The sequence below is a fragment of the Sinorhizobium sp. genome, assembly GCF_059070375.1.
In genome coordinates this window covers 506,115-531,102 of the sequence record NZ_JCACWC010000002.1, presented here as the reverse complement: position 1 = coordinate 531,102, position 24,988 = coordinate 506,115, and the positions used below count along the sequence as shown (strand labels likewise).

Genomic DNA, 24,988 nt, shown 5'->3' with positions numbered 1-24,988 from the left:
AGGGAACAGTGTAATGAGAAAGCTGCTTGCGTCGACATGTCTGATGCTTGGCCTCATCGTAGGAGCATCGGCGTCGAATGCCGCCGAGTGCGGGAGCGTCACCATTGCCAGCATGAACTGGCAGAGTGCCGAGGTCCTCTCCAACCTGGACAAGTTCATTCTCAATGAAGGCTACGGCTGCAGTGCCGAGATCACGATCGGCGACACCGTGCCGACGATCACCTCCATGGCCGAAAAGGGCCAGCCCGATATCGCGCCGGAGGCGTGGATCGACCTCCTGCCCGATGTCGTCAAGAAGGGCCAGGACGACGGTCGTATCATCACAGTCGGCTCACCGCTGCCCGACGGCGGCGTCCAGGGATGGTGGATCCCCCAATACCTCGCCGACGCACACCCCGACATCAAGACGATCGGCGACGCGCTGAAGCACCCCGAGCTCTTTCCGGCCCCCGAGGACCCCAGCAAGGGCGCGATCCTGAACGGACCGCAAGGCTGGGGCGGCACGGTGGTGACGACGCAGCTTTTCAGCGCGTTCGACGGCGAGAAGGCGGGCTTCACCCTGGTCGACACCGGCTCTGCTGCCGGCCTGGACGGGGCCATCGCCAAGGCCTATGAACGCAAGGAGGGTCTTCTTACCTATTACTGGTCTCCTACCGCCCTGCTCGGCAAATACAAGATGGTCAAGCTGGACCCCGGCGTGCCCCATGACGCGGCCGAATGGAAGCGCTGCAACACCGTAGCGGATTGCCCCGACCCCAAGCCGAATGCATGGCCGGTCGACACGATCGTGACGCTGGTTGCCAAGCCCTTCTCCGAGCGGGTCGGTCCCGAGGTCATGGACTATCTGACCAAGCGCTCCTGGAGCAACGATACCGTCAGCCAGCTCATGGCCTGGATGACCGACAATCAGGCCAGCGGTGAAGAAGGTGCGAAGCGCTTCCTCGAAGAGAACGAAGACATGTGGTCGAAGTGGGTCTCGCCTGAAGCCGCCGAGAAGATAAAAGCGGCGCTCTGACGGCCTTGCGCCCGTGGGGCGTGCAAGAGGCACGCCGCATCCACTGCCGAGGGCAAGGAAATCAGCGGGCGGAACAAGTCGGGCCGGCTGGCCATTTGATGTTCATGAAGAACATCATCCTTGTCGCAACCGCCCTGTCATTGGGCCTCCATTCCACCGCCAGCGCTGAAGACCTTCAGCCGGAAGCCGTCAACAATGCGCCGATTGCCGCGATCGCACCGGAACGGCCGCCGAAAGAGCCGCCTCACCCGGATCCCGCCATCGTCCATCTCCAGATCCTCTTGGATCGCGCGGGGGCCTCTCCCGGGGTAATCGACGGCTACTACGGCGAGAATGTAACCAAGGCCGTTGCGGGATTCGAGGCCATGCAACGTCTTCCCGTCGATGGAAGGCTGGACCCTGAAGTCGTCAGCCGGCTTTCGCAGGATCAGCCTGTCATCCAGTCCTATGTCATCACCAAAGAGGATGCCAAGGATCTCGTCGATGAGATTCCCGACGACTATTCCAAGCAGGCCAAGATGGATCACCTCGGCTATACGAGCGTCGAGGAGAGGTTGTCCGAACGGTTTCACATGGACGTCGACCTTCTGAAGGCGCTGAATCCAGGTGCGTCGTTTGCCGTCGGGGAGACGGTTTGGGTTGCAAAGCCCGGCGCCGCGAAGGAAGGCGCGGTCAAAAGGATAGAAGTGCGCAAACGAACGGGGCAAGTTCTGGCATTCGCCGAAGATGGTTCGCCGCTCGCTGCCTATCCCGCCTCCATCGGCAGCGAAGGGACCCCCTCCCCCACGGGCATCCACAAGGTCAAGGGGGTCGCGCGAATGCCCCCTTACGAATACGACCCCGATGTCAACTTCAAGCAGGGCGACAACAACAAGCCCCTGACCCTTCCCAAAGGCCCCAACAATCCGGTGGGAACCGTCTGGATCGATCTGACGGAGCCCACCTATGGAATCCACGGCACGCCCGAACCGTCCTTGATCGATAAAGCCCAGTCACACGGGTGCGTTCGTCTGACGAACTGGGACGCCGAGGAACTGGCGGCGATGGTCAAGCCGGGGGTGGTCGCCGAGTTCACCGACTGAACCTCAGTCGACTCCGAACCCGGCTGAGGCAACGCAGCGTCAAAGAGTGAGAGCATCCGGCCGACGCTTGGCGGCCGATGCCACCGCCACGAAGGCGCCCATGCCGACCGCGCCGAGGCCGGCATTGGCCAACAAGGCGACATCAGTGCCGAAACGTTCCATCAGGACGGAGAAGACAAAGGGTGCCATCGCGCCCGCCGCCAGCCGTGCGGCGGCCATTCTTCCCGTTATCGCACCGTAACCGGCCGATCCGAACAGCCAGAGCGGAAGCGATCCCTGCGCAATGCTGTTGATGCCCGATCCGAGACCGAGACAGATCGCGAAGACCACAGCCCCGGGCAGCCAGGTTCCGGAAAGACCGAGGATGACGACACCCGCTACGATGAGCGTGGCGGACAGGGTCGCGAGCATGGGCGGCAGCAAGTTTGCGCCGAACGTCATGTTGATGAGCCTGCTCAGAACCTGCGACGGTCCGAAGAGCGAGCCGATCATCACGGCTGCCGCACCGAAGCCGATCGTTCCCAGCATCGGAACCATATGCGTCAGTATCGCGGAAAGCGTGAATCCCTGTAAGGCAAAGGCTAACGATACGAGAAGCATGCCACGCCGTCTGGCCTGTGCCGGAAGCGCGCCGGCAATCGCTTCCCGGTCCAGGCCGGCAGATTCGATCGCTGCAGACGTCCGGCTTCGCATGATCCAGCGATGCAGCGGGAGGCAGACGAGCAGGTTCAACGCCGCATAAGCGATGTAGATTTCGCGCCACGAGAGAAACTCTCCAAGGGTTGCGGCAATCGGCCAGAAGATCGTCGAAGCGAAGCCTCCGATCAACGTCAGATAGGTGATGCTGCGTGAAGCCGCCTTGGGGCGAATTTCCACAAGTGCCGCAAAGGCCGCCTGATATTGCACCATGCCGGAGGCCACTTCCAGGAGGACTATGGCAATGGCGAACACGGCCGTCGAGGGAGACCAGGCGCACAGCAAAAGAGCCAGAGCGGAGACGGCCGAGCCGGAAGTCATAATCGTCGCGGCGCCGAACCGATCCATCCATCCCCCAACGAGAGGAGCCGAAAGGCCACCCACCAGCAGCGAAGCGGAAAACACGCCGAACACTTGCTCGGCGGTCAGGCCGAGGTCGCGTGCCATTCCGGGCGCTAGAATGCTGAAGCTGTAATAGAGCGTGCCATAGCCGATGATCTGGGTGAGGCCGAGTGCGGCGACGATGCCCGCGGGGATCCCGGACTTCATATCAGCCGTTCCCGCCTTCGGCCGGCCCGGAGGATGCCACGCTACACGGTTTGGGCCCGTTCAAGGATGCACGTACGCTGGCGTGTCCGACACAACAGTCCTCCATCAGGAACTTCACAAGATCGGCAAGGGTTTCGTAGCTGGCGCTGTAGACGATCGAGCGTGATTCGCGCCTCTGCGCGATCAATCCGGTCCGTTCCAGTTCCTTCAGGTGGAAGGAGACGTTCGAGGGCGAGACGCCCATCTTTTCTGCTATCGCGCCCGCAGCCATGCCCCCCGGCCCCGCAACGACGAGTGTTCTCACAATTCCCAGGCGCGTCTCCTGCGACAGGGCGGCGAAGGACGATCGGGCTTGTCGCTCTTCCATATTTCAATCTTCCTACAATAATCAAATTGATGCGTAGCCGACCTGACGCGGATCGGCAAGTCCGAAGTGAGATCACGCTTCCTGAGCTTTAAATCCCTGGTCCGCGCAAGCGATGGAACGATCGGCCTGCCGATTGGTTTTCACACATCTGCTTCCGAGATAAAGGAGATTACAATGAAGGTACTCGCTACGATCCTTACGGCAATTTCGATTGCGGGCCTCGCATCCGGTACAGCCACGGCCGCCTGCAAAGATGGTACTTCGGCGGACACCACCGCCTCCATCAATGCCGAAAAGCCGGGGATAGCAAAGGACGGAACCAAAGCCCCGCTGGAAACCGGGAACAATGCTGCGAGCAAGGACGGTCAGACGATGCCTCTGGCTAACCAACAGGGCGGAGGAGACGAGAACCTCGCCACGTCGCAGCAGGATGCCGAAGCTCAGCAGTCAGGCGAGCAGACAGCCGCCGCGAAGGCTGACGATTGCGTCGTCGAATGAAGCCAGCGGCCATTCGGGGCGGCCCGGATGATAAGGGCTGCGCGCAAGTTCGATGTCAGCACCCCGGCTGGCTTGCCGCTGTCGCAGATGAATGCCGGCCAGCCGACCCTTGCATGGAGGGCAACGGCTGGCGGGAAGCGGCAACACCGCTGAAGTGGCGGTGAACGGGCCGTAGCGCCCGAAAATAAAGTCCGGGCGCTCCCTTGACCCTGACATCGTTGGAAGATGCATGCTGTGGCGGTTTCGTGAAGCAAGGGTGTTCCATGTACGATATCAGCATATCCGATATGACCTGCAGCCACTGCGCCGGCACCGTCGAAAAGGCGGTGAAATCAGTCGATCCGAACGCCAAGGTCACCGTTGATCTCCGGGCGAAAATCGCATCGATCGAGTCCGACATTGGTCCCGCTGCCTTTGTCGCCGCCATTGAGAATGCCGGTTACAAGGCGTCCATTGGCAATGCCTGCTGCAGCCAAGGCATCTGAATGCCCCGTAAGGCCGGAGGTTGGAGCGGTTCGGTGTTTCACCGAACCGCTCCAAGTATTTGATACGACGTCCTTCCGAGCCGAAGACCCTAGGCACTCCCGCTGCTGCTTGCCGTGGAGGGAAGAAAACACGCAAAGGTGCTTGACCTTCCCATTATTGGAAGGATTATGAAGGGTGCAGTTTGGAAAGGACCTTCCGATGACTGCACTGAAAAAGATCGAAAAATCCACACCGCTTCCGATTCCCACCGACTTCGGCATTGAGGGCATGACGTGTGCCTCCTGCGTCCGACGCGTCGAAGAGGCGATCACCGCGGTGCCGGGTGTGGCCTCTGCGAATGTCAACCTGGCGACGGAACGGGCAACGGTTCGGTTCGATGGAGAGCCGGACACGCCTGCGGTGCTCCGCGCGATCGAGAAAGCCGGCTACGCGCCGAGGATCGCCACCGAGGAACTCCAGATCGAAGGCATGACCTGCGCCTCCTGTGTTTCTCGCGTAGAGAAGGCGTTGAAGGCCGTCCCAGGCGTTGCGGATGCGGCCGTTAATCTTGCGACGGAGAAGGCGACCGTGCGCCTGCTTTCCGGAACCGTCGACATGTCCGCCCTCGAAGCTGCAGTCCGCGGTGCCGGATACGAGCTTCGCAAGACGAAGGCCGCCGAGGCTTCGGCAGGCGAAGAGGATCACCGCGCCACCGAGCTCCGCTCTCTCAGATACGCCGTGACGATCTCGGCGCTGATGACCCTTCCGCTTTTCCTGGTCGAAATGGGGTCACATTTCATTCCAGGCGTCCATGAGCTGATCATGGGTACGATCCGCATGCGAAACAATCTGTACCTTCAGTTTGCACTCGCCACGTTCGTCCTCTTCGGACCGGGGCTGCGGTTCTTCCGGAAGGGCGTGCCGAACCTTCTGCGCTGGACGCCCGACATGAACTCGCTGGTCGTCCTCGGGACCACCGCCGCATGGGGTTATTCGGTCGTGGCGACCTTCAGCCCCGGCGTTCTGCCTTCGGGAACGGCGAATGTCTATTACGAGGCCGCTGCCGTGATCGTCACCCTGATCCTCCTCGGCCGCTATCTCGAAGCACGGGCGAAGGGTCGCACGAGTCAGGCGATCAAGCGGCTCGTCGGCCTGCAGCCGAAAACGGCTTTCGTGCTGCGCGGCGGCGAATTCGTCGAGGCGCAAATCAGCGAGGTCGTGGCCGGTGACGTCATCCGCATTAGGCCCGGTGAGAAGATCCCCGTGGACGGCACGGTCATCGACGGCAGCTCCTATGTCGACGAGTCGATGATCACCGGTGAACCCCTTCCCATCCGGAAGACGGCCGACAGCGCGGTGGTCGGCGGCACGATCAACAAGACCGGGTCCATCACCTTCAAGGCCACCAAGGTCGGCAACGACACGCTGCTTGCGCAGATCATCAAACTGGTCGAAGCCGCCCAAGGCTCGAAGCTGCCGATCCAGGCCCAGGTCGACAGGGTTACCGGATGGTTCGTTCCGGCCGTGATTCTCGCAGCCGTGCTGACTTTTGCCGCCTGGTACGCCTTCGGCCCCTCGCCTGCGCTCTCATTCGCCCTCGTGAATGCTGTCGCGGTCCTGATCATCGCCTGCCCCTGTGCGATGGGCCTGGCGACCCCGACCTCGATCATGGTCGGTACCGGCCGCGCCGCCGAACTCGGCATCCTGTTCCGCAAGGGAGAGGCTCTCCAGAGCCTGCGCGACGCCGACGTGGTCGCGCTCGACAAGACCGGGACTTTGACGAAGGGCCGCCCGGAACTGACCGACCTCGTCGCTGCAGAGGGCTTCGAGGCCGACGAAGTGCTCTTCCTCGTCGCGAGTCTCGAAACGCTTTCCGAGCATCCGATCGCGGAGGCCATCGTGTCGGCGGCAAAGTCCAAGGGGATCGCGACGGCCGCGGTCGCCGGCTTCGAAGCGACGCCCGGCTTTGGCGTAAGCGGATCGGTGTCCGGGCGGCAGGTGCTGGTCGGCGCGGACCGAGCGCTCGCCACGAGCGGGATCGACGTTTCCGGTTTCTCGACCGAGGCCGAGCGGCTCGGCGCCAGTGGCAAGTCGCCGCTCTATGCGGCCATCGACGGGCGGCTGGCGGCGATCATCGCAGTGTCGGATCCGGTCAAGGAAACGACGCCTCAGGCGATCAAGTCCCTGCATGAGCTCGGCCTCAAAGTGGCGATGATCACCGGTGACAACCGCCTCACTGCCGAGGCGATCGCCAGAAAGCTCGGCATTGACGAGGTCGTCGCCGAGGTCTTGCCGGAAGGCAAGGTCGAGGCGATCAGAAAGCTTCGACACGACGGCCGCTCGGTCGCGTTCATCGGCGACGGCATCAATGATGCGCCGGCTCTCGCCGAAGCGGATGTCGGCATCGCCGTCGGGACGGGTACCGACATCGCGATAGAAAGCGCCGACGTCGTGCTGATGTCCGGCGACTTGAACGGCGTTGCGAAGGCGATCGCGCTCAGCAAGGCGACGATCCTGAACATCAAACAGAATCTGTTCTGGGCATTCGCCTACAACGTCAGTCTCATACCGGTCGCAGCCGGCGTGCTTTACCCGGTGAATGGCATCCTGCTTTCGCCGATTTTCGCGGCAGCGGCCATGGCGATGTCGAGCGTTTTCGTCCTCGGCAATGCTTTGCGGCTGAAATCGGTCAACCCGGCATGAAGGCGCAGGTGCGAGGGCGACCGGCCGGCCGTAAGCCACGCCCGCAGAAAAGGAGAAACACATGAATATCGGCGAAGCCTCCAAGGCCAGCGGCGTCTCCTCCAAAATGATCCGCTACTACGAACAGATCGGGCTTATCAGTCCCGCCCTTCGAACCGCGTCCAGCTATCGGACTTACGGCGACAACGACGTCCATACGCTTCGCTTCGTGCGCCGGGCACGCGATCTGGGGTTTTCGGTGGAGCAGATCAAGGAACTGCTTGCCCTCTGGCGCGATCGGTCCAGGGCGAGTTCCGACGTCAAGGCGGTCGCCCTGGAACACATCGCGGAACTGGAACGCAAGATAGCCGCCATCCAGGAAATGACGCGGACGCTCAAGCATCTCGCGGGCCATTGTCACGGCGACGATCGGCCGGACTGCCCGATCATCGAAGAAATCGCGAACGGGTCCGCCCGGGTGAATACCGAGGTCAATCCCCGCTTCGGCGTCGCGTCGCTGAAATAGCGTCCAACTCGGAATGGAGACTTCGATGGCAGATCAAAAAGATCATGGGGATCGACACCACCATCACCGCCATAATGCGCAAGGCGAGAACCAGGCCCGCACGCAAAAGCGCGCGGTCGCCGCTCAGGCAGAGGACGCGATCTACACCTGCCCCATGCATCCGCAGGTAAGACAGGTCGGCGCCGGGAACTGCCCGATCTGCGGCATGGCGCTGGAGCGGGAAATCGCGACTAATGAAACAGGACCGAGCCCGGAACTCGCCGACATGCGTCGGCGGTTCTGGATCAGTCTCGTCCTGGCAATGCCTGTGCTGATACTGGAGATGGGCGGCCATCTCGTCGATCTACACATGCTCCTCACGCCGCAAATGTCGAATTGGCTGCAGCTCGTCCTTGCCACGCCGGTGGTCCTGTGGGGTGGCTGGCCGTTCTTCGAAAGGGCATGGCGGTCCATCATAGCGCGGCACCTGAACATGTTCACGCTGATCGCCATGGGCACTGGAGCTGCCTGGGTCTACAGCGTCGTCGCAACAGCAGCGCCGGGCCAGTTTCCGGCAACGTACCGTTCCGACGGCGGAGCGGTTGCGGTCTATTTCGAAGCGGCTGCCGTGATTACGGTGCTGGTCCTGCTCGGCCAGGTTCTGGAGCTGCGCGCCCGCGAACAGACGGGCGGCGCCATAAGAGCGTTGCTCGACCTTGCGCCCAAGACCGCTCGCCGCATCGAAGGTGAGGGTAACGAAGTGGACGTACCCCTGGAAACCGTGGCCGTCGGTGACTGGCTGCGCGTGCGGCCGGGCGAGAAAGTGCCTGTAGACGGCAAGCTCATCGAAGGCCGCAGTTCGGTGGACGAGTCGATGATCACCGGCGAATCCATGCCGGTCACCAAGGAAGCCGGCGATCACCTTATAGGCGGCACCGTGAACAAGACGGGTGGCTTCGTCATGGAGGCGGGCAAGGTGGGACGCGATACCATGCTGTCGCGGATCGTGCGGATGGTAGGCGAAGCGCAGCGCTCGCGCGCCCCTATCCAGCGTCTGGCCGACGAGGTCTCCGGCTGGTTCGTTCCCGCCGTCATCGCGACCGCCGTCGCCGCCTTCGCCACCTGGATGTGGCTCGGACCGGAGCCGCGATTCATTCACGGCCTTGTCGCTGCTGTCGCGGTGCTCATCATCGCCTGCCCCTGCGCCCTCGGTCTCGCCACACCGATGTCGATCATGGTCGGCGTAGGGCGCGGCGCGCGTTTGGGCGTGCTTATAAAGAATGCCGAGGCACTGGAGCGGTTCGAGAAAGTAGATACGCTGGTGGTCGACAAGACAGGAACGCTCACCGAGGGCAAGCCCAGGGTGACGTCGATCGTCGCGACCGAAGGGCTGGGCGAGAATGAGCTTCTCCAATTGGCCGCAAGCCTCGAAAGGGGGAGTGAGCACCCGCTGGCAGACGCAATCGTCGACGCCGCGGCGGCGCGCGGTCTAACCTTCGGCAAGGCGGAGGATTTCGACAGCCCGGTCGGCAAAGGCGTCACGGGTTCGGTCGATGGCCGGAAGCTGATCATCGGCAGCCACCGGATCATGGAAGAAGAAAGCGTCGATGTGTCAGCCCTTGCGGAAGAAGCCGAACGTCTTCGCGGCGAAGGAGCAACCGTCATTTTCGTGGCCATCGACGGCCGCGCGGGCGGTCTCTTCGCGATTTCCGATCCCATCAAGGCGACAACCCCCGATGCCATGCGAACATTGATCAATGAGGGCATCCGTGTCGTCATGCTCACCGGGGACAACAAGACCACCGCCAAAGCCGTCGCACGCAAACTCGGGATCGAAGAAGTCGAGGCCGAAGTGCTTCCGGATCACAAAAGCGAAATCGTCGCGCGCCTGCGCCAGCACGGACGTATCGTCGCCATGGCTGGAGACGGTGTCAATGACGCCCCCGCGCTCGCCGCGGCCGATGTCGGCATTGCCATGGGGACCGGGACGGACGTGGCAATCGAGAGCGCAGGCGTGACCTTGATCAAAGGCGACCTTCAGGGAATCGCCCGGGCACGGCAGTTAAGCCATGCGACGATGAAGAACATCCGCCAGAACCTGTTTTTCGCCTTCATATACAACGCTGCGGGAGTCCCCGTCGCCGCAGGCATTCTCTATCCTAGCTTCGGCCTCCTGCTCTCACCGATCATCGCAGCGGCGGCAATGGCCCTTTCGTCGGTCAGCGTAATCGCCAATTCACTGAGACTGAGAGGCGTCCGGATATAGCAAATGCGAGCGCCTCAGAAACCGAGAACGGCTTTGGCGCCGAGAGTGGCCGCGGCAAGGAAGACGTATCGGCCCGTCTTGGCGATGGCGACGAGGATCAGGAAGGACCAGAGCGGCTCGCGCAAGACGCCGGCGATCACGGTGAAGGCGTCGCCGAAAACGGGCATCCAGGAGAGAAGCAGGGTCCAGCGGCCGTAACGCCGGTACCATCCGCCTGCCCTTTCAAGCGACGCCTCCTTCACCGGGAACCATGGTCTGTCGTGAAAACGATCGATGAACCTCCCGAGGAACCAATTGCATACGGCTCCGAGGATATTGCCGAGGCTAGCCACGACGATAAGTGCCACGAGCGAAAACTTGCCTGAAGCGAGCAGCCCCACCAGCAACGGCTCGGACTGGAACGGCAGGACGGTGGCTGCCCCGAAGGCGACGAGGAAGAGGCCGGCGTAAGCTGCGGTCATGGGTTCTCAGGTCTCTTCACTGGTCGACATCATCATAAAACCCTTGGTTATTATCGTCACGCCATCGCTACCAGAAGTGGCGCGCATAGCTTCCCTGCGGCTGTAAGGCGGGCGGCCATGCAGCCGCAGGTGCGTGCGCGCGGTCCAACTCTGCAAACACAGCCGGCACTCCGGAACAAGAGCGGCTCTCCGACAATTGTGCAGGGGTGAGAACATCCTTTTTATCGCCGAGGTACGTCCTGCCGACGCCCCTCGATATCAGGAGTTGAGCGATGAAAATTGCGCAGATCGCACCCCTTGCAGAACGCGTCCCGCCGAAGCTTTACGGAGGCACGGAGCGAATCGTCCATTGCCTGACCGAAGAACTCGTAAGGCTGGGCCATGACGTGACCCTTTTTGCCAGCGGCGATTCGCTTACAAGTGCCGAGCTGGTGCCCTGTTGCGATGTCGCGCTCAGGCTCAATGCGAAAGTTCAAGATTTCCTTCCCCATCACATCGCAATGCTGGAAGAGGTCCGCCGCCGCGCGCCTCAGTTCGACGTTCTGCATTTCCATATCGAATTCCTCCATTTCCCCCTGATCAGAGATTTCGCCGACAGGACGGTGACGACACTTCATACACGCCTCGATCTGCCCGATCTGCAACCCTTCTATCTCGCCTTCCCCGATATCCCCCTGGTTTCGATCTCGCAGCACCAGCGAGCGCCGATGCCGCCGGTCAACTGGAGGGGCACTGTGCTGCATGGACTGGACCCGACGGTGTTGGCGCTGCGGGAAAGACGATCTGACGCGTATCTGGCATTCCTCGGGCGCATTGCACCGGAGAAGGGTCCCGACCGCGCGATCGAAATCGCCGCACGGACCGGCATGCCTCTGAAGATCGCTGCGAAGATCGACGCCCAGGATCGCGCCTATTGGGAAGCAGTCGTCGAACCTCTCGTCGCAAGCCATTCCAACGTCGAATACATCGGCGAGATAGACGAAAACCAGAAGGCGGACTTCCTCGGCAATGCGGCAGCACTCCTTTTTCCGATAAACTGGCCGGAACCGTTCGGCCTCGTGATGATCGAGGCGATGGCCTGCGGCACTCCGGTGCTTGCCTTCCGCTATGGCTCGGCGCCGGAGGTGATCGACGACGGTGTGTCGGGGATCCTGGTCGACACGGTCGACGAAGCGATCGAAAGCCTCGAACGGGTGCTGGAACTCGACAGGCGTAAGGTTCGCGAAAGCTTCGAGAGACGGTTCACTACCGAACGGATGACACGCGATTATCTCGACATTTACCAGAACCTTCCGGGTGTCCTGAGGCAGACCGCCCCCACCCCGCAAGGCGAGCCCAAGAAAGTCGGCCTCGAGGCGGCATGAGGAACGCATCGGACGACAGATAAGATTTTTCTGCGGCGCCTTTGACGAAAGACGCCTGACGCGAAGGATGCCATCGCGTCAGGCGTTATCCGTTCATGAAGGGCTCGCTCCTGTTGCTCCGAAACGGGTTCCTCGTGGCGCTCGGCTTTGCTGCAAGTTTCGCCGTCGCCTATCTGGCCTACCGGCTTCTGACGTCATGAGACTGATGGCTTAGTCGTTGGCGTCAAACCGGATTTTGCCTCCGGACCGGTAGAATCGGGAGCAGGATCAAAGTCGCAATGGACCGGGAACGTCCAGAAGCCCGGAGCGTTTTCGCATATGTGGCAGCCGGCTGGCGTCGCGAAACTCAAGACCTGGAGTAGAGCCATGGAACTGACGAACGCGCGTAAACTTGCGACCGAGTACCTGCATCTCGGCGGCCATCGCCGGGTGGTCATCGACGATAACCAGACATCGGTCAGGAATTGGGAGAACGAGCCCAAGGAGGCGGAAGACTTCTGGAGGACGAACATCGAGACGCTGTCGCCGCAGATGCAGCGCGAAGTGGAACTCCTCCTTCCGACGATCAATCGTGCCTGAGGCGCCTGGAACCGAAATCGCGATCCGGAATTTTAATCCGTGAACGCGCCCGCGGAAGCGACGGACATGAATCTTGCCTCTGAACAGTTGCTGGATCTGACGCCATCCGCCACATCCGCCTGGTGGACCCAGCACCGTGGCGATACGCCCGTCGTCGCGACCGCCATTCACGACGGCCATGCCACGCGTGCCGCGGTGCGGCGCATGTTCGCGATTTCCGAAGAAGAACGTCTGCGGGAGGAGGATCCCTTCACCGAATTCCTGATCCGCGACTTCGCCAATCGGATCATCGTCCATCGTTCGCGGTTCGAGGTGGACATCAATCGTCCCCGCGGCGGCGCAGTCTACCTGCGGCCGGAACAGGCCTGGGGCCTGGACGTGTGGGCGGAAGAACCGCCGCAGGCCCTCGTCGATGCATCCCTTTCCATGCACGACGAGTATTATGCGATGCTGACATCGTTCCTGGCCGGTATCGAACGTTGCCACGGACGCTTTGTCGTCATCGACGTTCACAGCTACAATCATCGCCGTGCCGGACCGGAAGCGGAGCCGACGCTTTCGACCGATGCGCCGGACATCAATATCGGCACAATCTCGATGGACCGCCGAAAATGGGCGCACGTGGTCGACAGCTTCATGGCGGCGCTTCGCTCCTTCGATTTTCCCGGCCGACCACTGGACGTGCGCGAAAACATCGCCTTTCAGGGGCGGGGCGAACAGACGCGCTTCATCCATGAGCACTTCCCCGACACGGGCTGTGCCATCGCGGTCGAATTCAAGAAGGTCTTCATGGAGGAATGGACGGGCGAGCCGCGCCCCGAAGTGCTCGCAGCGCTCAGAAGATTGCTCGCCTCGACGCTGCCGGCACTCAACGACGCTTTGGAGCAGGGTCGATGAAGCTTGCGCGCATACCCATCGAGGCGGGGGTCGATCCTCCCGATTGGCTGGCGGAGGCGCTGGCCGCAATCGAGGCAGGCAGGGCCGTGCGCAAGGAGTTCGAAGGCGGCGGACGCCTCCACATCGACCGCGCCCTGCCCTTTCTCTGCGTGCACTTGGCCGGCAGCGACGGGGCACCCGTTGCGCGCGAAGTGGTCCGCGCGAACGCCTCCCACCTGCTCGCCCCGGATGCTGCCACGGCGAAACCTATCGTCGCCGCAATCGGAAAGCTGCTCGAGCGTCGCTTCGGCGCCTTCATGGTGCTCGAAATGGACGAACTCGCGCAGGATGAGCTCCTGACCGACCATGCGCCTTTGCTGCCGCCCTTCAAGGTCGAAGTGATGGCCGGGGCCGAGGCAAATATCCGAGCCGCAGCAATGGCCTTCGTCGAGGCCGTCGAAGCGATCCCCGCGAAGTTCCGAACGCCGCGGGTCGAGCTCCATGAACGGCCGCAGGATTCCGCACTGGAGGGAGAGACGCTCGATCTGCCATTCCCCTCGATGCGGGTTCGTTTCGCTCCGGTCTACCGGCAGCGCAATTCCGGCCGGATCTTCCCGGAAGTGCGCGAGCGGCTGATCGCGAGCATCTTCGATGCCGCCCTGCACGCCTTCGCCGCCTTCGCCCGGTCGACGCGCAGCCTCGAATTCCCGACCCATCGCGCCCTCGGCAGAAAGGCATTCATCGATGCCGTGGAGCGCACCGACCGCAGCGTCGACGAAGTCGCCTCGAGCTTCGATTTTCTTCTCGCCGTCACGCCGATAAACGCGGAAGCCGCCTGGAGCGAATTCGCGGCGAGCGATTTCGCGCGCGCGCCGCGTTTCCTCTACCGGCCTTTGATCATCGAGATCGAAGCCGCAAAGAAGACGCTGTTCTCGATCCCCTTCGATCACCTCGAAGACCCGGTGCTCTATCAACTCTACCGTGAAAAGCAGCAGGAAGTCGATCTGCAGCTGACGATGCTCTCCGCCCGTGAAACGAAGAAGTTCATCGAGTTCGGCCGTGCACTGTACGGTCCGGTCGAGCCGGACCTCCTGCGCGCGGCCGAAGAGATCCTCGCCCGCACCCGGAAAATCGCCGCGCACCCGCAAGCACCCGCCGAACGCGGTGCCGACAGCCGTTTCGTCGAAATGCGGGCGGGCGAGATGATCGCCGCATATGCCCGGCAGTATGCGGGCTTCGAAGCGCTCGTGGAGGTGCGGGACGATCTTCCCGCCGGGTTGCTGGTTTCGGGAAGGCGGCTTTTGATCGCGCGCAGCACGGTCATGGAGCCCGGTCGTGTCGATCCGATCCTCAGCCACGAAATCGGCGTTCACCTCCTGACCTATTTCAATGGATCGGCGCAGGGGCTTCGCCTGTTTCGCTCCGGTCTTGCCGGGTATGAAGGAATGCAGGAGGGCCTTGCGGTCTTCGCGGAATATCTTTCGGGGGGAATGACCGGCGAGCGGCTGCGTCTTCTCGCCGCCCGTGTGCTCGCCTGCGCCGCGATGATCGATGGCGCGTCCTTGCCGGAGGTGTACCGCCTGCTCGTCAAGGAACACGGATTCCAGAGGGCGGACGCCTTCAACGTCGTTCTGCGGGTATATCGCGGCGGTGGCCTCGTCAAGGACGCGATCTACCTGCGGGGCCTTCTGGAACTCCTCGATCATCTCGCAGCCGGGGGCGCGCTTGAGCCCTTCTGGATGGGCAAGATCGCCGCCTCCCATTTTGCCGTCATGCAGGAACTTCATGCCCGTGGTCTGCTCGGCGGTCCTTCGGTTCGACCCATGTTTCTGGATGGTCCGGAAGCGCCGTCGCGGCTTGCCAGAGCGCGCGAGCGGATGGCTCCACTCGATATGCTGCGGCAATAGGAGCGGCTCACATGCGCATCGCTTTTTTCGTCAACTCCATCGAAGGCGAAGCCCCCTATTACACGACGACATGGCTGGCGCTCGCGGCGCTCGCACGCGGTCACGAGGTCTGCTACGTCACGCCGGGCGATTTCGTGCTGCGCCCCGACGACAGCCTCCTGATCCGCGCAACGACGCTGAAAGGCACGAAGCCGAAGAAGCCGGAGACGCTGCTCACAGCGCTCAAGGGAGAGCAGGCGCAGATCACCACGCTCGATTTGCGTGAGGTTCAGGTGCTTTTCCTGCGGAACGACCCTTCCGAAGACGCGGACACGCGGCCCTGGGCAGTCTATGTCGGCACGAATTTCGGGCGGCTCGCCGCCGCGCGCGGCATTCTGGTCGTAAACGACCCGGACGGGTTGTCGCTCGCGCAGAACAAGCTTTATTTTCAGGAATTCCCCGAGATCATCCGGCCAACCAGCCTGATCTCGAGAAGCATCGAGGAAATCCGCAGCTTCATCGAGGATCACCCGGGCGGGGCTATCCTGAAACCCTTGCAAGGCTCCGGCGGCAAGAACGTCTTCAAGATCAACTCCAAGGACGAAGCCAATCTCAACCAGATCTTCGAGGTCGCCAGCGGCGGCGGCTACCTGATCGCGCAGAACTACATTCCCGACGCGGTCGCCGGCGACATTCGTCTGTTCCTGTTGAATGGCAGGCCGCTCGAGCGCGACGGCGTCTACGCCGCCTTCCGGCGCGTTCCTGCCGAGGGCGACGTCCGCTCGAACATGCATGTGAGCGGCAAGCCGGAAGCCGCGACCGTTACGCCTCAGATCCTCGAGATCGCGGAACGGCTTCGCCCCAAGCTCATCGAAGACGGCATGTTCCTGGTCGGGCTCGATATAGTCGGTGACAAGGTGCTGGAAGCCAATGTCTTCACGCCGGGCGGTCTTCCCGAGATTGCAGCGCTCTGCGGTGTGGACTTCAGCGAAGAGATCATCATCGCGCTGGAAAACAAACTGCGAATCCACGAACTCTACCGCGGGACCATTCCGAACCGCACGTTAGCGGTCCTTTGACCGCGCGCCGGCATGCTCTTCCGGTCTCGCGCACTGCACGTTCTGTGGGCGAATCCACCGACGCGTCCCGTCGTCAGCAAAAGTGAGTTTACAAAAGTAATATAGTATGATTTTTTCTCGATCAGCTGCATGGAAGAGCAGCTTTCTTTGGGAGGAAATCATGAAAATCGTGAAGGCACTTGCGAGTGCAACGATCCTTGCTGCCTGCACTTTCGGCAGCGCTTCGGCCGCCGAACTGGTCGTCGGCTTTTCTCAGATCGGATCGGAATCCGGCTGGCGTGCAGCCGAAACGACGCTGACGAAGCAGCAGGCGGAAGAGCGCGGCATCGACCTCAAATTCGCCGACGCGCAGCAGAAGCAGGAAAACCAGATCAAGGCGATCCGTTCTTTCATCGCGCAAGGGGTGAATGCCATCCTTCTCGCTCCGGTCGTCGCCACCGGCTGGGATGAAGTCCTGGCGGAGGCCAAGGACGCGGAGATCCCGGTCATCCTGCTCGATCGGACCGTCGACGCCTCCGACGATCTCTACCTGACGGCGGTCACCTCCGATCTCGTCCACGAAGGCAGCGTGGCCGGCAAATGGCTTGTCGATACCGTCGCGGGCAAGCCGTGCAACGTCGTCGAACTTCAGGGCACCACCGGCTCCTCGCCGGCGATCGACCGCAAGAAGGGATTCGAGCAGGCGCTTTCCGGCAACGACAACCTGAAGATTGTCCGCAGCCAGACCGGCGACTTCACCCGGACCAAGGGCAAGGAAGTGATGGAAAGCTTCCTGAAGGCCGAGGACGGTGGCAAGAACATCTGTGCGCTCTACGCCCATAACGACGACATGGCGGTGGGCGCGATTCAGGCGATCAAGGAAGCCGGTATGAAGCCCGGCAAGGACATCCTCGTCGTCTCGATCGACGCTGTTCCGGATATCTTCCAGGCGATGGCTGCCGGCGAAGCCAATGCGACGGTCGAGCTCACGCCGAACATGGCAGGCCCCGCCTTCGACGCGCTTGCCGCCTTCCTCAAGGACGGCAAAGAGCCTCCGAAATGGATCCAGACGGAATCGAAGCTCTACACGCAGGCCGATGATCCGATGAAGGTCTACGAAGAAAAGAAGGGCCTCGGCTACTGATCCCGCCAGTGCTCGGCCCGAAAAATCGGCACCGATTATCGGGCCGAGCGCACTGAGCTAGAACCCGCGGCAGCCGCCGCGGGCCATTCCCATCGAACGGACGCCCGCTCGTTCGTCAGGCGGCATTCCAGAGACGGCAGCCATGCAGACCAGCAGCGACAATATCCTTTCGGCCACAAGGATCGAAAAGGGCTTTCCCGGCACGAAGGCGCTGGACAAGGTGGATTTTCATCTGCGGCGCGGCGAGGTTCACGCGCTCCTCGGGGAGAACGGCGCCGGCAAGTCGACGCTCATCAAATGCCTGACCGGCGCCTATCGCCGGGATGGCGGCAGCATGCTGCTCGACGGAACCGAGGCCGACCCGCGCGACACGTTCGATGCCCAGAGGCTGGGCATCGGGACCGTTTACCAGGAGGTCAACCTGCTGGGGAACCTCACTGTTGCCGAGAACCTCTTTCTCGGACGGCAGCCCCGCCGCTTCGGCATGGTGGACACGCGCACCATGAACCGCAAGGCGCGGGAACTGCTCGCGGAATACGAACTGGACATCGACGTCACCCGTGATCTTGCGAGCTATTCCGTAGCGATACAGCAGGTCGTGGCCATCGCCCGGGCCGTGGATCTTTCCGGCAAGGTTCTGATCCTGGACGAGCCGACCGCGAGCCTCGACGCACACGAGGTGGAGATGCTCTTCCGCATCGTACGGCGCCTCAAGGGACGCGGGCTCGGCATCATCTTCATCACCCACTTCCTCGAGCAGGTCTACGCCATCTCCGATCGCATCACCGTTCTGCGGAACGGGCAGTTGGTCGGCACGCGCAATGCGGCCGATCTCGATCGGCGCGAGCTGATCGCAATGATGATCGGTCGGGAACTGGCGACGGAGATCCATTCCGCCCATTCCGACGCGGTCGCGGGTGAGCCACGCTACCGCTTTCGAAACTTTGGCCGCCGCGGAAAGATCGACCCCTTCGATCTCGATGTCCGCGCCGGCGAAGTCGTCGGCATGGCGGGCCTGCTCGGCTCGGGGCGGACGGAAACCGCAGAAATCCTCTTCGGCGCCCACCGTGCCGATAGCGGTACCGCCGAGATCGAAGGCCGGACGGTCGATCTTTCCTCGCCGCGTGCCGCAATCCGGCAGAAGTTCGGCTTCTGCCCGGAGGACCGCAAGACCGCGGGCATCGTCGGCGATCTGTCCGTGCGCGAGAACATCGTGCTCGCCCTTCAGGCAAGGCGCGGCTGGACCCGCCCGATCCCGCGCGCGGAGCAGAATCGTCTCGCGGACCACTACATCCGGGCACTCGATATCCGCACCGCGGATCGCGAGAAACCGATCAGGCTGCTTTCCGGCGGCAATCAGCAAAAGGCCATTCTGGCGCGCTGGCTCGCGACCGAACCGGAACTGCTCATCCTCGACGAGCCGACGCGTGGCATCGACGTCGGGGCGCATGCGGAAATCATCAGGCTCATCGAGAGCCTGCGCGAGAAGGGCATGTCGCTCATCGTCATCTCCTCTGAAATAGAAGAACTCGTCGCCTACAGCACGCGGGTGGTCGTCCTTCGCGACCACGCCCACGTCGCCGAACTCGATGGCGCTCAATTGACTGCACATCGGATCGTCGAAGCGATCGCTGCGACCAACGGGAGGGAAGCGTCTTGATTCCGATTATGCGGACCTACGCCGGCCGCCTGCTGCCGCAGCTCATCGCGTTGACGGCAATTGTCATAGCGATTTCAATTGTCTTTCCCGGTTTTCTAAACCTGCAGATCCAGAATGGCCGTCTGTATGGAAGCATGATCGACATCCTCAACCGCGGCGCGCCCGTCGTTCTTCTGGCGATCGGAATGACCGTGGTCATCGCCACCAAGGGGATCGATCTTTCCGTCGGCGCTGTGATGGCGATCTGCGGCGCGGTTGCCGCCTCGCTGATCACGTCCGGGCATTCGCTTGCAGAGACCCTGCTCGCGACGCTCGCGGTAGGCATCATCTGCGGCATCTGGAACGGGGTTCTGGTCGCCTTCCTCGACATCCAACCGATCATCGCGACACTCGTGCTGATGGTGGCTGGGCGCGGCATAGCCCAACTCATCACCGAGGGGACCATTCTCACTTTCAACCACCCCGGTCTGATCTTCATCGGTAGCGGTTCCTTTGCGGGCCTGCCCATGCCGATCGTCATCTGGCTGGTTTTCGGCCTCATCGTTGCGCTCCTCGTTCGACGGACGGCACTCGGCATGCTTGTCGAGGCGATCGGCATCAACCGCCAGGCAAGCACGCTCTCGGGCGTGCTCACGCCCGTCCTCCTGGTGGCCGCTTACGTGCTCTCGGGCCTTTGCGCCGCGATCGCCGGCATCATCGCCGCCGCCGACATCCGCGGTGCCGATGCCAACAATGCCGGGCTCTGGCTGGAACTCGACGCCATCCTTGCGGTGGTCGTCGGCGGCACGTCGCTGCTCGGCGGCCGCTTCAGCATTGCGGCGTCTGTGCTGGGCGCCGTCATCATCCAGGCGATCAATACCGGCATTCTCCTGTCCGGCTTCCCGCCCGAGTTCAACCTCATCATCAAGGCAGCGATCATCATCTTCATCCTGGTGCTCCAGTCACCGCGCTTCCGCACGGGGGTCTCGTTTCTGAGTATCCCGAAGGCAGCCGGCAAGCCGACCGAGCGAGAAGCGAAATGAAGCAGAAATATCTTCCACTTACGGCAACGATCTTGATCTTTGTCTTAAGTTACGCGCTCTGCGTCGCGCAGTATCCGAACATGCTTTCGACCCGCGTGATCGGAAACCTTCTGACCGATAATGCCTTCCTCGGCATCGCCGCCGTCGGCATGACCTTCGTCATCCTTTCGGGCGGCATCGATCTGTCGATCGGCGCTGTGATCGCATTTGCCGGTGTCTTTCTGGCCGTCGTGCTGGAGCAAGGCGGCATGCATCCGCTCGTCGCCTTCGCGTTGCTGCTGGCCATCACGACGCTGTTCGGAGCGCTGATGGGCGCGATCATCCATTATCTCGAAATGCCGGCATTCATCGTTACGCTCGCCGGCATGTTTCTCGCCCGCGGCATGGCTTTCGTACTGTCGATCGACTCCATTCCGATCAAGCATCCCTTCTACACGACCTTGAAGAGCCTCTATTTCAAGTTGCCCGGCGGCGGGCGCATCACCCTCATAGGCGGCCTGATGCTGTTCGTCTTCGCGGTCGGCATTCTCATCGCCCACCGCACCCGCTTCGGCACGAATATCTACGCGCTCGGCGGCGGCACGGCGACGGCGAAGCTCATGGGCGTTCCGGTCGCTGCCACCACGATCCGTATCTACGCGCTGTCCGGGTTGCTGGCCGGCCTGTCGGGCATCGTCTTTTCACTCTATACCTCCGCCGGATACTCGCTGGCCGCCGTCGGTGTCGAGCTGGACGCAATCACCGCCGTCGTTATCGGCGGGACGCTGCTCACCGGCGGATCCGGCTTCGTTGCCGGAACGCTGGTCGGCATCCTCATCCAGGGTCTCATCCAGACATACATCACGTTCGACGGCACGCTTTCGAGCTGGTGGACGAAGATCCTGATCGGACTCCTGCTCTTTGCCTTCATCCTGCTGCAGAAGGGGATCATCCACCTGTCGCGCCCCGAACGGCAGCGGGCGTAGCCGCGGGGTCCGCGCGCCATGCCGGGAATCTTCGGTAGCCAACGGGGCAAACGCACGAGCCACAGGCTCGTCGTCGACGAACTCGGCCAGGCGGTGGTCAGCGGCGAGTTTTCCGTCGGCGACACGCTACCCGGCGACACCGATCTCGCTGCGCGCTTCAACGTATCGCGCACCGTGCTGCGCGAAGCGATGAAGACGCTCGCCGCCAAAGGCCTTGTCGTCGCCCGCGCCCGCATCGGCACCCGGGTGCTGCCCCGGACTCACTGGAACCTCTTCGACAGCGATGTGCTCACCTGGCATTTCGGTGCCGGTGTCGACGAGGATTTCCTGCGTCATGTGAGCGAGGTGCGGCTGGCCCTCGAACCCTATGCGGCGGCACTGGCAGCACGCCGTGCCAGCGACGCGGACATCGCCCGGATGATGCGGCTTGCCGTCGCGATGGGCGATGCCGGCCACAGCCCCCACACGTTGGCGCTCGCCGATCTCGAATTCCACCTCCGCCTCCTGGAGGCCTCGCTCAATCCATTCATGCGAACGGTCGGCAGCCTGATCGAGGCGGCGCTGATGGGCGTTTTTCAGCTTACCAGCCCGACAGCCGATGAAACGGAGATCGACCGCGTCGCGATCGCGCACATCCGCATCGTCGAGGAGATCCGGCGCCGCGACGAGGAAGGCGCACGCAGCGCGATGGAGCATGTGATCCGCGTCGGTCAGGAGCGGTTGATCATGGATCTGAAGGGGCGGGAGAGTTAGCGACGCGATGGCCCCTCATCCGGCCTGCCGGCCACCTTCTCCCCGCAGGCGGGGCGAAGGGGACTCGCGGACCCTCCGCCTCACTTGCGACCCGCTGAGAGGATTGTGACGCAGCCGCTTGCCCCTTCTCCCCGTCAAGACGGGGCGAAGGTCGCGGCAGCGGGATGAGGGGCGGCGCGAGGCGTAATTTGGGCGTCCAATTGCGCTCTTTTGGGTTCGAGGCGCTTGCCCGTTTCCGCATCGAAGAGATGCAATTGCTTCGGGTCTATCGCCAGACCGATAAGCTCCCCGCCCGATGCAGCGGAGCGTCCGGTCTCCACGACCATGAGTTCCGGCTGGGTCGCCGAAGTTATGTAGGTGGCCGAGCCGGTCGACTCCACGACGCCGACGGGAATGTCGAAGGCACCCTGCCCCGCGCCGACGATGCGGATGTGTTCGGGCCGAATGCCGACGGTGACCGACGCCCCCGGCGATACCGGGTCGATGAGCGAGAGCCTCGCTTTTGTTGCGCCGAGGTCCAGAGCCAGGTGGCCGCCGTCGTCCTGCACGACCGCGGGGATGAAGTTCATCGCCGGCGAGCCGATGAACCCGGCAACGAAGCGGTTGGCCGGCCTGTCGTAAAGATCGAGCGGGCGGCCCTGCTGCTCGATGACGCCGTCGCGCATGACGACGACATGGTCCGCCATGGTCATTGCCTCGATCTGATCGTGCGTCACATAGACTGAGGTCGCCCCCAGCCGGTCGTGCAGCGCCCGGATCTCCTTGCGCATATGCACGCGCAGCGCCGCATCGAGATTGGACAAGGGCTCGTCGAAGAGGAATGCCTTGGGATGACGGATGATGGCGCGGCTCATCGCGACCCGCTGGCGTTGCCCGCCCGAAAGTTCGCGAGGATAGCGCTTCATGAGATGGGAAAGGCCGGTGGTCGTCGCCACCTCGGCCGCCGCCTTCAATGCGTCGGCCTTTTTCACGCCGCGTATGCGCAGGCTGTAGGTCAGGTTCTCCTCCACCGTCATATGGGGGTAGAGCGCATAGGACTGGAAGACCATTGCGACGTCGCGCTTGCGCGGCGGAACGTCGTTCATCCGCGCCCCCGCGATCTTCATCTCACCGGCCGAAATCTTCTCGAGCCCGGCCAATGACCGCAGGAGCGTGGACTTGCCGCAGCCGGAAGGCCCGACAAGGGCGACGAAGGTCCCCTCCTCTATCGCGAGGTCGATGTCCTTGAGTGCGTGGTAGGAACCGTAGAACTTGTTGACGCCGTTGAGCTCGATCTGAAGGGTCATTTGAGGGCTCCTGAAGTGAGGCCGGAAACGATGCGGCGCTGCAAGAGGATGAAAGCGGCAAGGATGGGCGTCACATAGATCGTGGCATAGGCCATGATATTGTTCCATTCATTGGTGTTCGGGCCCATGAAGGTGTTGAGGCCAACGCTTGCGGGCTGCAGCTCGACGGCCTGGATCATCGATTTCGAATAGACGAATTCGCCGAAGGCCTGCATGAAGATCAGGATCGCGCTGACGAGAATGCCGTTGCGGGCGAGCGGCAGCACGATGTTGAAGAAGGCGCCGATGCGCGAATTGCCGTCGACGAGCGCTGCCTCTTCGAGCTCCATCGGCACGCTCATGAAGGTTGCGCGGACGAGAACCACGAAGAAGGGCATGCTTTTGGCAGCGATCGCCAGGATCACGGCAAGACGCGGCGTATCGAGGAGGCCCACTTGCGAGAAGCCGACGAAAATCGGCGTCACCATCAGGGAAGCGGGCAACACCTGCAGCATCAGGATGAGGAACAGGCCGATGTCCACCCAGACGTTGCGATAGCGCGCGAGCACATAGGCACAGCCGACGCCGAGCACGGCGATCAGCGCCACCGAGCCGAAAGCGATGACGAGCGAATTCCAGAGATACCGCGCCATGTTGCGGCTCTCCCAGACGAAGGCGTAGATGCTCCATTGCGGCTCGCTCGGCCAGAATTTCGGCGGGGTGGCAAACATCGCCGAGCCGGTCTTCAGGGCGGTGATGTACATCCAGTAGAGCGGGAAGAGATAGATGGCGGCGAGCACGAGCGCGACAGCCAGCATCAACCGGTTGCGGAAAGTGTCACTCATCCTCTGACCTCATGACGCGTCGAGCGGACATAGACGACGGAGGCGAACATCACGAAGACGATCATGATGACCGAGATCGTCGCGCCCTTGGCAAAATCATACTGACGGAAGGAAAGGTCCCAGGCCCAGTATTGCGTGACATTGGACGTGTTGTTCGGTCCTCCGGACGTGATGGCGGCGAAGAGATCGAACTGCTGCAAAGTGAAGATGAGCCCCAGCGCGACAATGGCACCGATCGTCGAGCGCATCATCGGCAGAGTGATCGTCCAGAAGCGCTGGAACGCATTGGCACCGTCGAGCTCGGCCGCCTCGTAGAGGTCCTTCGGAATACCTGACAGGCCGACCGATAGCAGGATCATGTTGAATGAAGTGCCGAGCCAGATATTGGCGATGATCACGGCCCAGAGCGAATAGTTCGGGTCCGAACGCCAGAAGATGTTGCCGGAAATCACGCCTGTTTCCCGCAGCAGAAAATTGAGGACGCCGAAATCGCCCGAGAGAATCCAGTTCCAGATGGCGCCGACAACGAGGCCCGGCATGACCCAGGAGACGAGGAAGAGGCCGCGCAGCCACGACGCACCGGGGAAATTGACCCAGAAGAAGAGCGCGAGACCGAAGCCTATGAGGAACTGTCCGGCGATCGAGGCGGTCACGAAGATGGCCGTGTTGAGGAGAATGGGCCAGGTTTCGGGTTGAGCGAAAAGGTCGATATAATTCTTGAAGCCTACGAACGGCCGCGTAAAGCTGCCGAGGCTGAACATGTCGACTTCCTGGAAGCTCATCACGACATTGTAGACAAGCGGCAGCCCGGAGAGGATGAACAGGAATGCGAGCGGCAAGCTCACAAGACCGATATCGAAGCCCCTGCCATCCGTTATGCTCGATAGAATTCTTTTCATTGGCGATCACCTGTCCCTTGGGCCGAGTCTCGCGCGGCCTGTGCAGCGGCGACCCCGGCCGAAGCCGGGGATCGCCTCTCTCGGGA

Annotated in this window: 23 protein-coding genes; 17 read left to right on the top strand and 6 right to left on the bottom strand. The window is 62.3% G+C overall.

The annotated features are described in order from the left end of the window. Positions 1 to 13 precede the first annotated feature (13 nt). On the top strand, positions 14 to 1,015 hold the full coding sequence (locus AC5J09_RS07085; RefSeq protein WP_494297225.1) for an ABC transporter substrate-binding protein: 1,002 nt from the start codon (positions 14 to 16) through the stop codon (positions 1,013 to 1,015). Between the two features lie 98 nt (positions 1,016 to 1,113). Next, on the top strand, positions 1,114 to 2,097 hold the full coding sequence (locus tag AC5J09_RS07080) for a L,D-transpeptidase family protein (protein ID WP_324763732.1): 984 nt from the start codon (positions 1,114 to 1,116) through the stop codon (positions 2,095 to 2,097). Between the two features lie 39 nt (positions 2,098 to 2,136). Here the strand turns inward: AC5J09_RS07080 and arsK are convergent, their stop codons facing one another. Both arsK and AC5J09_RS07070 read right to left on the bottom strand, forming a co-directional pair. Further along, a complete protein-coding gene (gene arsK, locus AC5J09_RS07075; RefSeq protein ID WP_494297224.1) occupies positions 2,137 to 3,342 on the bottom strand; it encodes an arsenite efflux MFS transporter ArsK in 1,206 nt (401 codons plus the stop codon). Position 3,343: 1 nt separating this feature from the next. Continuing rightward, on the bottom strand, positions 3,344 to 3,709 hold the full coding sequence (locus AC5J09_RS07070) for an ArsR/SmtB family transcription factor (protein WP_100670321.1): 366 nt from the start codon (positions 3,707 to 3,709) through the stop codon (positions 3,344 to 3,346). A 174-nt stretch (positions 3,710 to 3,883) separates the two neighbouring features. Between AC5J09_RS07070 and AC5J09_RS07065 the strand changes: the two genes are divergently transcribed. From AC5J09_RS07065 to AC5J09_RS07045, 5 genes are all read left to right on the top strand, one after another. Then, positions 3,884 to 4,207, top strand: a complete 324-nt coding sequence (locus AC5J09_RS07065; RefSeq protein WP_018099156.1) for a hypothetical protein — start codon at positions 3,884 to 3,886, stop codon at positions 4,205 to 4,207. A gap of 263 nt (positions 4,208 to 4,470) precedes the next feature. Continuing rightward, positions 4,471 to 4,692 (top strand): heavy-metal-associated domain-containing protein, encoded by a 222-nt coding sequence (locus tag AC5J09_RS07060; RefSeq protein WP_324764626.1) that lies wholly within the window; start codon positions 4,471 to 4,473, stop codon positions 4,690 to 4,692. 199 nt (positions 4,693 to 4,891) lie between these two features. Further along, positions 4,892 to 7,375, top strand: a complete 2,484-nt coding sequence (locus tag AC5J09_RS07055; RefSeq protein ID WP_494297223.1) for a heavy metal translocating P-type ATPase — start codon at positions 4,892 to 4,894, stop codon at positions 7,373 to 7,375. Between the two features lie 61 nt (positions 7,376 to 7,436). Further along, positions 7,437 to 7,880 (top strand): Cu(I)-responsive transcriptional regulator, encoded by a 444-nt coding sequence (cueR, locus tag AC5J09_RS07050; RefSeq protein WP_026169068.1) that lies wholly within the window; start codon positions 7,437 to 7,439, stop codon positions 7,878 to 7,880. A gap of 25 nt (positions 7,881 to 7,905) precedes the next feature. Next, positions 7,906 to 10,125, top strand: a complete 2,220-nt coding sequence (locus AC5J09_RS07045; protein WP_494297221.1) for a copper-transporting P-type ATPase — start codon at positions 7,906 to 7,908, stop codon at positions 10,123 to 10,125. A 14-nt stretch (positions 10,126 to 10,139) separates the two neighbouring features. Here the strand turns inward: AC5J09_RS07045 and AC5J09_RS07040 are convergent, their stop codons facing one another. Then, complete coding sequence (locus AC5J09_RS07040) at positions 10,140 to 10,586, bottom strand: YqaA family protein (RefSeq protein WP_018099151.1); 447 nt, start codon at positions 10,584 to 10,586, stop codon at positions 10,140 to 10,142. A gap of 272 nt (positions 10,587 to 10,858) precedes the next feature. Here AC5J09_RS07040 and AC5J09_RS07035 point away from each other — a divergent pair, with 272 nt between their 5' ends. The 10 genes from AC5J09_RS07035 to AC5J09_RS06990 all read left to right on the top strand — a co-directional run bounded on the left by AC5J09_RS07035 (position 10,859) and on the right by AC5J09_RS06990 (position 21,893). Continuing rightward, the gene (locus AC5J09_RS07035; protein ID WP_018099150.1) at positions 10,859 to 11,950 is read left to right on the top strand and encodes a glycosyltransferase family 4 protein; all 1,092 of its coding nucleotides are present in this window, start codon (positions 10,859 to 10,861) and stop codon (positions 11,948 to 11,950) included. Positions 11,951 to 12,316: 366 nt separating this feature from the next. After that, positions 12,317 to 12,529 (top strand): hypothetical protein, encoded by a 213-nt coding sequence (locus tag AC5J09_RS07030; RefSeq protein WP_494297218.1) that lies wholly within the window; start codon positions 12,317 to 12,319, stop codon positions 12,527 to 12,529. Positions 12,530 to 12,568: 39 nt separating this feature from the next. Further along, positions 12,569 to 13,426, top strand: coding sequence for an N-formylglutamate amidohydrolase (locus tag AC5J09_RS07025; protein ID WP_324763735.1), 858 nt, complete (start codon positions 12,569 to 12,571; stop codon positions 13,424 to 13,426). After that, complete coding sequence (locus tag AC5J09_RS07020) at positions 13,423 to 15,312, top strand: flavohemoglobin expression-modulating QEGLA motif protein (RefSeq protein WP_324763736.1); 1,890 nt, start codon at positions 13,423 to 13,425, stop codon at positions 15,310 to 15,312. The genes AC5J09_RS07025 and AC5J09_RS07020 overlap by 4 nt, the downstream gene beginning before the upstream one ends. Before the next feature lie 11 nt (positions 15,313 to 15,323). Continuing rightward, on the top strand, positions 15,324 to 16,370 hold the full coding sequence (locus tag AC5J09_RS07015) for a glutathione synthase (RefSeq protein WP_275599086.1): 1,047 nt from the start codon (positions 15,324 to 15,326) through the stop codon (positions 16,368 to 16,370). A 160-nt stretch (positions 16,371 to 16,530) separates the two neighbouring features. Then, positions 16,531 to 17,493: a galactofuranose ABC transporter, galactofuranose-binding protein YtfQ gene (ytfQ, locus tag AC5J09_RS07010; protein WP_494297217.1), complete on the top strand. Its 963-nt coding sequence runs from the start codon at positions 16,531 to 16,533 to the stop codon at positions 17,491 to 17,493. 142 nt (positions 17,494 to 17,635) lie between these two features. Next, the gene (ytfR, locus tag AC5J09_RS07005; protein WP_018099143.1) at positions 17,636 to 19,153 is read left to right on the top strand and encodes a galactofuranose ABC transporter, ATP-binding protein YtfR; all 1,518 of its coding nucleotides are present in this window, start codon (positions 17,636 to 17,638) and stop codon (positions 19,151 to 19,153) included. A gap of 8 nt (positions 19,154 to 19,161) precedes the next feature. Further along, entirely contained in the window at positions 19,162 to 20,175 is a 1,014-nt protein-coding gene (locus AC5J09_RS07000) for an ABC transporter permease (RefSeq protein WP_375341905.1), read from the top strand. Further along, a complete protein-coding gene (gene yjfF, locus AC5J09_RS06995; RefSeq protein WP_018099141.1) occupies positions 20,172 to 21,140 on the top strand; it encodes a galactofuranose ABC transporter, permease protein YjfF in 969 nt (322 codons plus the stop codon). The genes AC5J09_RS07000 and yjfF overlap by 4 nt, the downstream gene beginning before the upstream one ends. Before the next feature lie 18 nt (positions 21,141 to 21,158). Further along, positions 21,159 to 21,893 (top strand): FadR/GntR family transcriptional regulator, encoded by a 735-nt coding sequence (locus tag AC5J09_RS06990; protein WP_018099140.1) that lies wholly within the window; start codon positions 21,159 to 21,161, stop codon positions 21,891 to 21,893. Positions 21,894 to 22,027: 134 nt separating this feature from the next. On the opposite strand, the gene AC5J09_RS06985 is transcribed toward AC5J09_RS06990, so the two are convergent. The 3 genes from AC5J09_RS06985 to AC5J09_RS06975 are packed head-to-tail and all read right to left on the bottom strand — an operon-like array spanning position 22,028 to position 24,902. Next, the gene (locus AC5J09_RS06985) at positions 22,028 to 23,179 is read right to left on the bottom strand and encodes an ABC transporter ATP-binding protein (RefSeq protein ID WP_494297215.1); all 1,152 of its coding nucleotides are present in this window, start codon (positions 23,177 to 23,179) and stop codon (positions 22,028 to 22,030) included. Beyond that, complete coding sequence (locus AC5J09_RS06980; RefSeq protein WP_004434577.1) at positions 23,176 to 24,003, bottom strand: carbohydrate ABC transporter permease; 828 nt, start codon at positions 24,001 to 24,003, stop codon at positions 23,176 to 23,178. The genes AC5J09_RS06985 and AC5J09_RS06980 overlap by 4 nt, the downstream gene beginning before the upstream one ends. After that, the gene (locus tag AC5J09_RS06975) at positions 24,000 to 24,902 is read right to left on the bottom strand and encodes a carbohydrate ABC transporter permease (protein WP_100670334.1); all 903 of its coding nucleotides are present in this window, start codon (positions 24,900 to 24,902) and stop codon (positions 24,000 to 24,002) included. The genes AC5J09_RS06980 and AC5J09_RS06975 overlap by 4 nt, the downstream gene beginning before the upstream one ends. Between the last annotated feature and the right edge of the window lie 86 nt (positions 24,903 to 24,988).

Bases quoted from the DNA above. Each gene is read 5' to 3' on its own strand.
- AC5J09_RS07085 (WP_494297225.1), top strand. From the start codon at position 14: ATGAGAAAGCTGCTTGCGTCGACATGTCTGATGCTTGGCCTCATCGTA.
- AC5J09_RS07080 (WP_324763732.1), top strand. From the start codon at position 1,114: ATGTTCATGAAGAACATCATCCTTGTCGCAACCGCCCTGTCATTGGGC.
- arsK (WP_494297224.1), bottom strand. From the start codon at position 3,342: ATGAAGTCCGGGATCCCCGCGGGCATCGTCGCCGCACTCGGCCTCACC.
- AC5J09_RS07070 (WP_100670321.1), bottom strand. From the start codon at position 3,709: ATGGAAGAGCGACAAGCCCGATCGTCCTTCGCCGCCCTGTCGCAGGAG.
- AC5J09_RS07065 (WP_018099156.1), top strand. From the start codon at position 3,884: ATGAAGGTACTCGCTACGATCCTTACGGCAATTTCGATTGCGGGCCTC.
- AC5J09_RS07060 (WP_324764626.1), top strand. From the start codon at position 4,471: ATGTACGATATCAGCATATCCGATATGACCTGCAGCCACTGCGCCGGC.
- AC5J09_RS07055 (WP_494297223.1), top strand. From the start codon at position 4,892: ATGACTGCACTGAAAAAGATCGAAAAATCCACACCGCTTCCGATTCCC.
- cueR (WP_026169068.1), top strand. From the start codon at position 7,437: ATGAATATCGGCGAAGCCTCCAAGGCCAGCGGCGTCTCCTCCAAAATG.
- AC5J09_RS07045 (WP_494297221.1), top strand. From the start codon at position 7,906: ATGGCAGATCAAAAAGATCATGGGGATCGACACCACCATCACCGCCAT.
- AC5J09_RS07040 (WP_018099151.1), bottom strand. From the start codon at position 10,586: ATGACCGCAGCTTACGCCGGCCTCTTCCTCGTCGCCTTCGGGGCAGCC.
- AC5J09_RS07035 (WP_018099150.1), top strand. From the start codon at position 10,859: ATGAAAATTGCGCAGATCGCACCCCTTGCAGAACGCGTCCCGCCGAAG.
- AC5J09_RS07030 (WP_494297218.1), top strand. From the start codon at position 12,317: ATGGAACTGACGAACGCGCGTAAACTTGCGACCGAGTACCTGCATCTC.
- AC5J09_RS07020 (WP_324763736.1), top strand. From the start codon at position 13,423: ATGAAGCTTGCGCGCATACCCATCGAGGCGGGGGTCGATCCTCCCGAT.
- AC5J09_RS07015 (WP_275599086.1), top strand. From the start codon at position 15,324: ATGCGCATCGCTTTTTTCGTCAACTCCATCGAAGGCGAAGCCCCCTAT.
- ytfQ (WP_494297217.1), top strand. From the start codon at position 16,531: ATGAAAATCGTGAAGGCACTTGCGAGTGCAACGATCCTTGCTGCCTGC.
- ytfR (WP_018099143.1), top strand. From the start codon at position 17,636: ATGCAGACCAGCAGCGACAATATCCTTTCGGCCACAAGGATCGAAAAG.
- AC5J09_RS07000 (WP_375341905.1), top strand. From the start codon at position 19,162: ATGCGGACCTACGCCGGCCGCCTGCTGCCGCAGCTCATCGCGTTGACG.
- yjfF (WP_018099141.1), top strand. From the start codon at position 20,172: ATGAAGCAGAAATATCTTCCACTTACGGCAACGATCTTGATCTTTGTC.
- AC5J09_RS06990 (WP_018099140.1), top strand. From the start codon at position 21,159: ATGCCGGGAATCTTCGGTAGCCAACGGGGCAAACGCACGAGCCACAGG.
- AC5J09_RS06985 (WP_494297215.1), bottom strand. From the start codon at position 23,179: ATGACCCTTCAGATCGAGCTCAACGGCGTCAACAAGTTCTACGGTTCC.
- AC5J09_RS06980 (WP_004434577.1), bottom strand. From the start codon at position 24,003: ATGAGTGACACTTTCCGCAACCGGTTGATGCTGGCTGTCGCGCTCGTG.
- AC5J09_RS06975 (WP_100670334.1), bottom strand. From the start codon at position 24,902: ATGAAAAGAATTCTATCGAGCATAACGGATGGCAGGGGCTTCGATATC.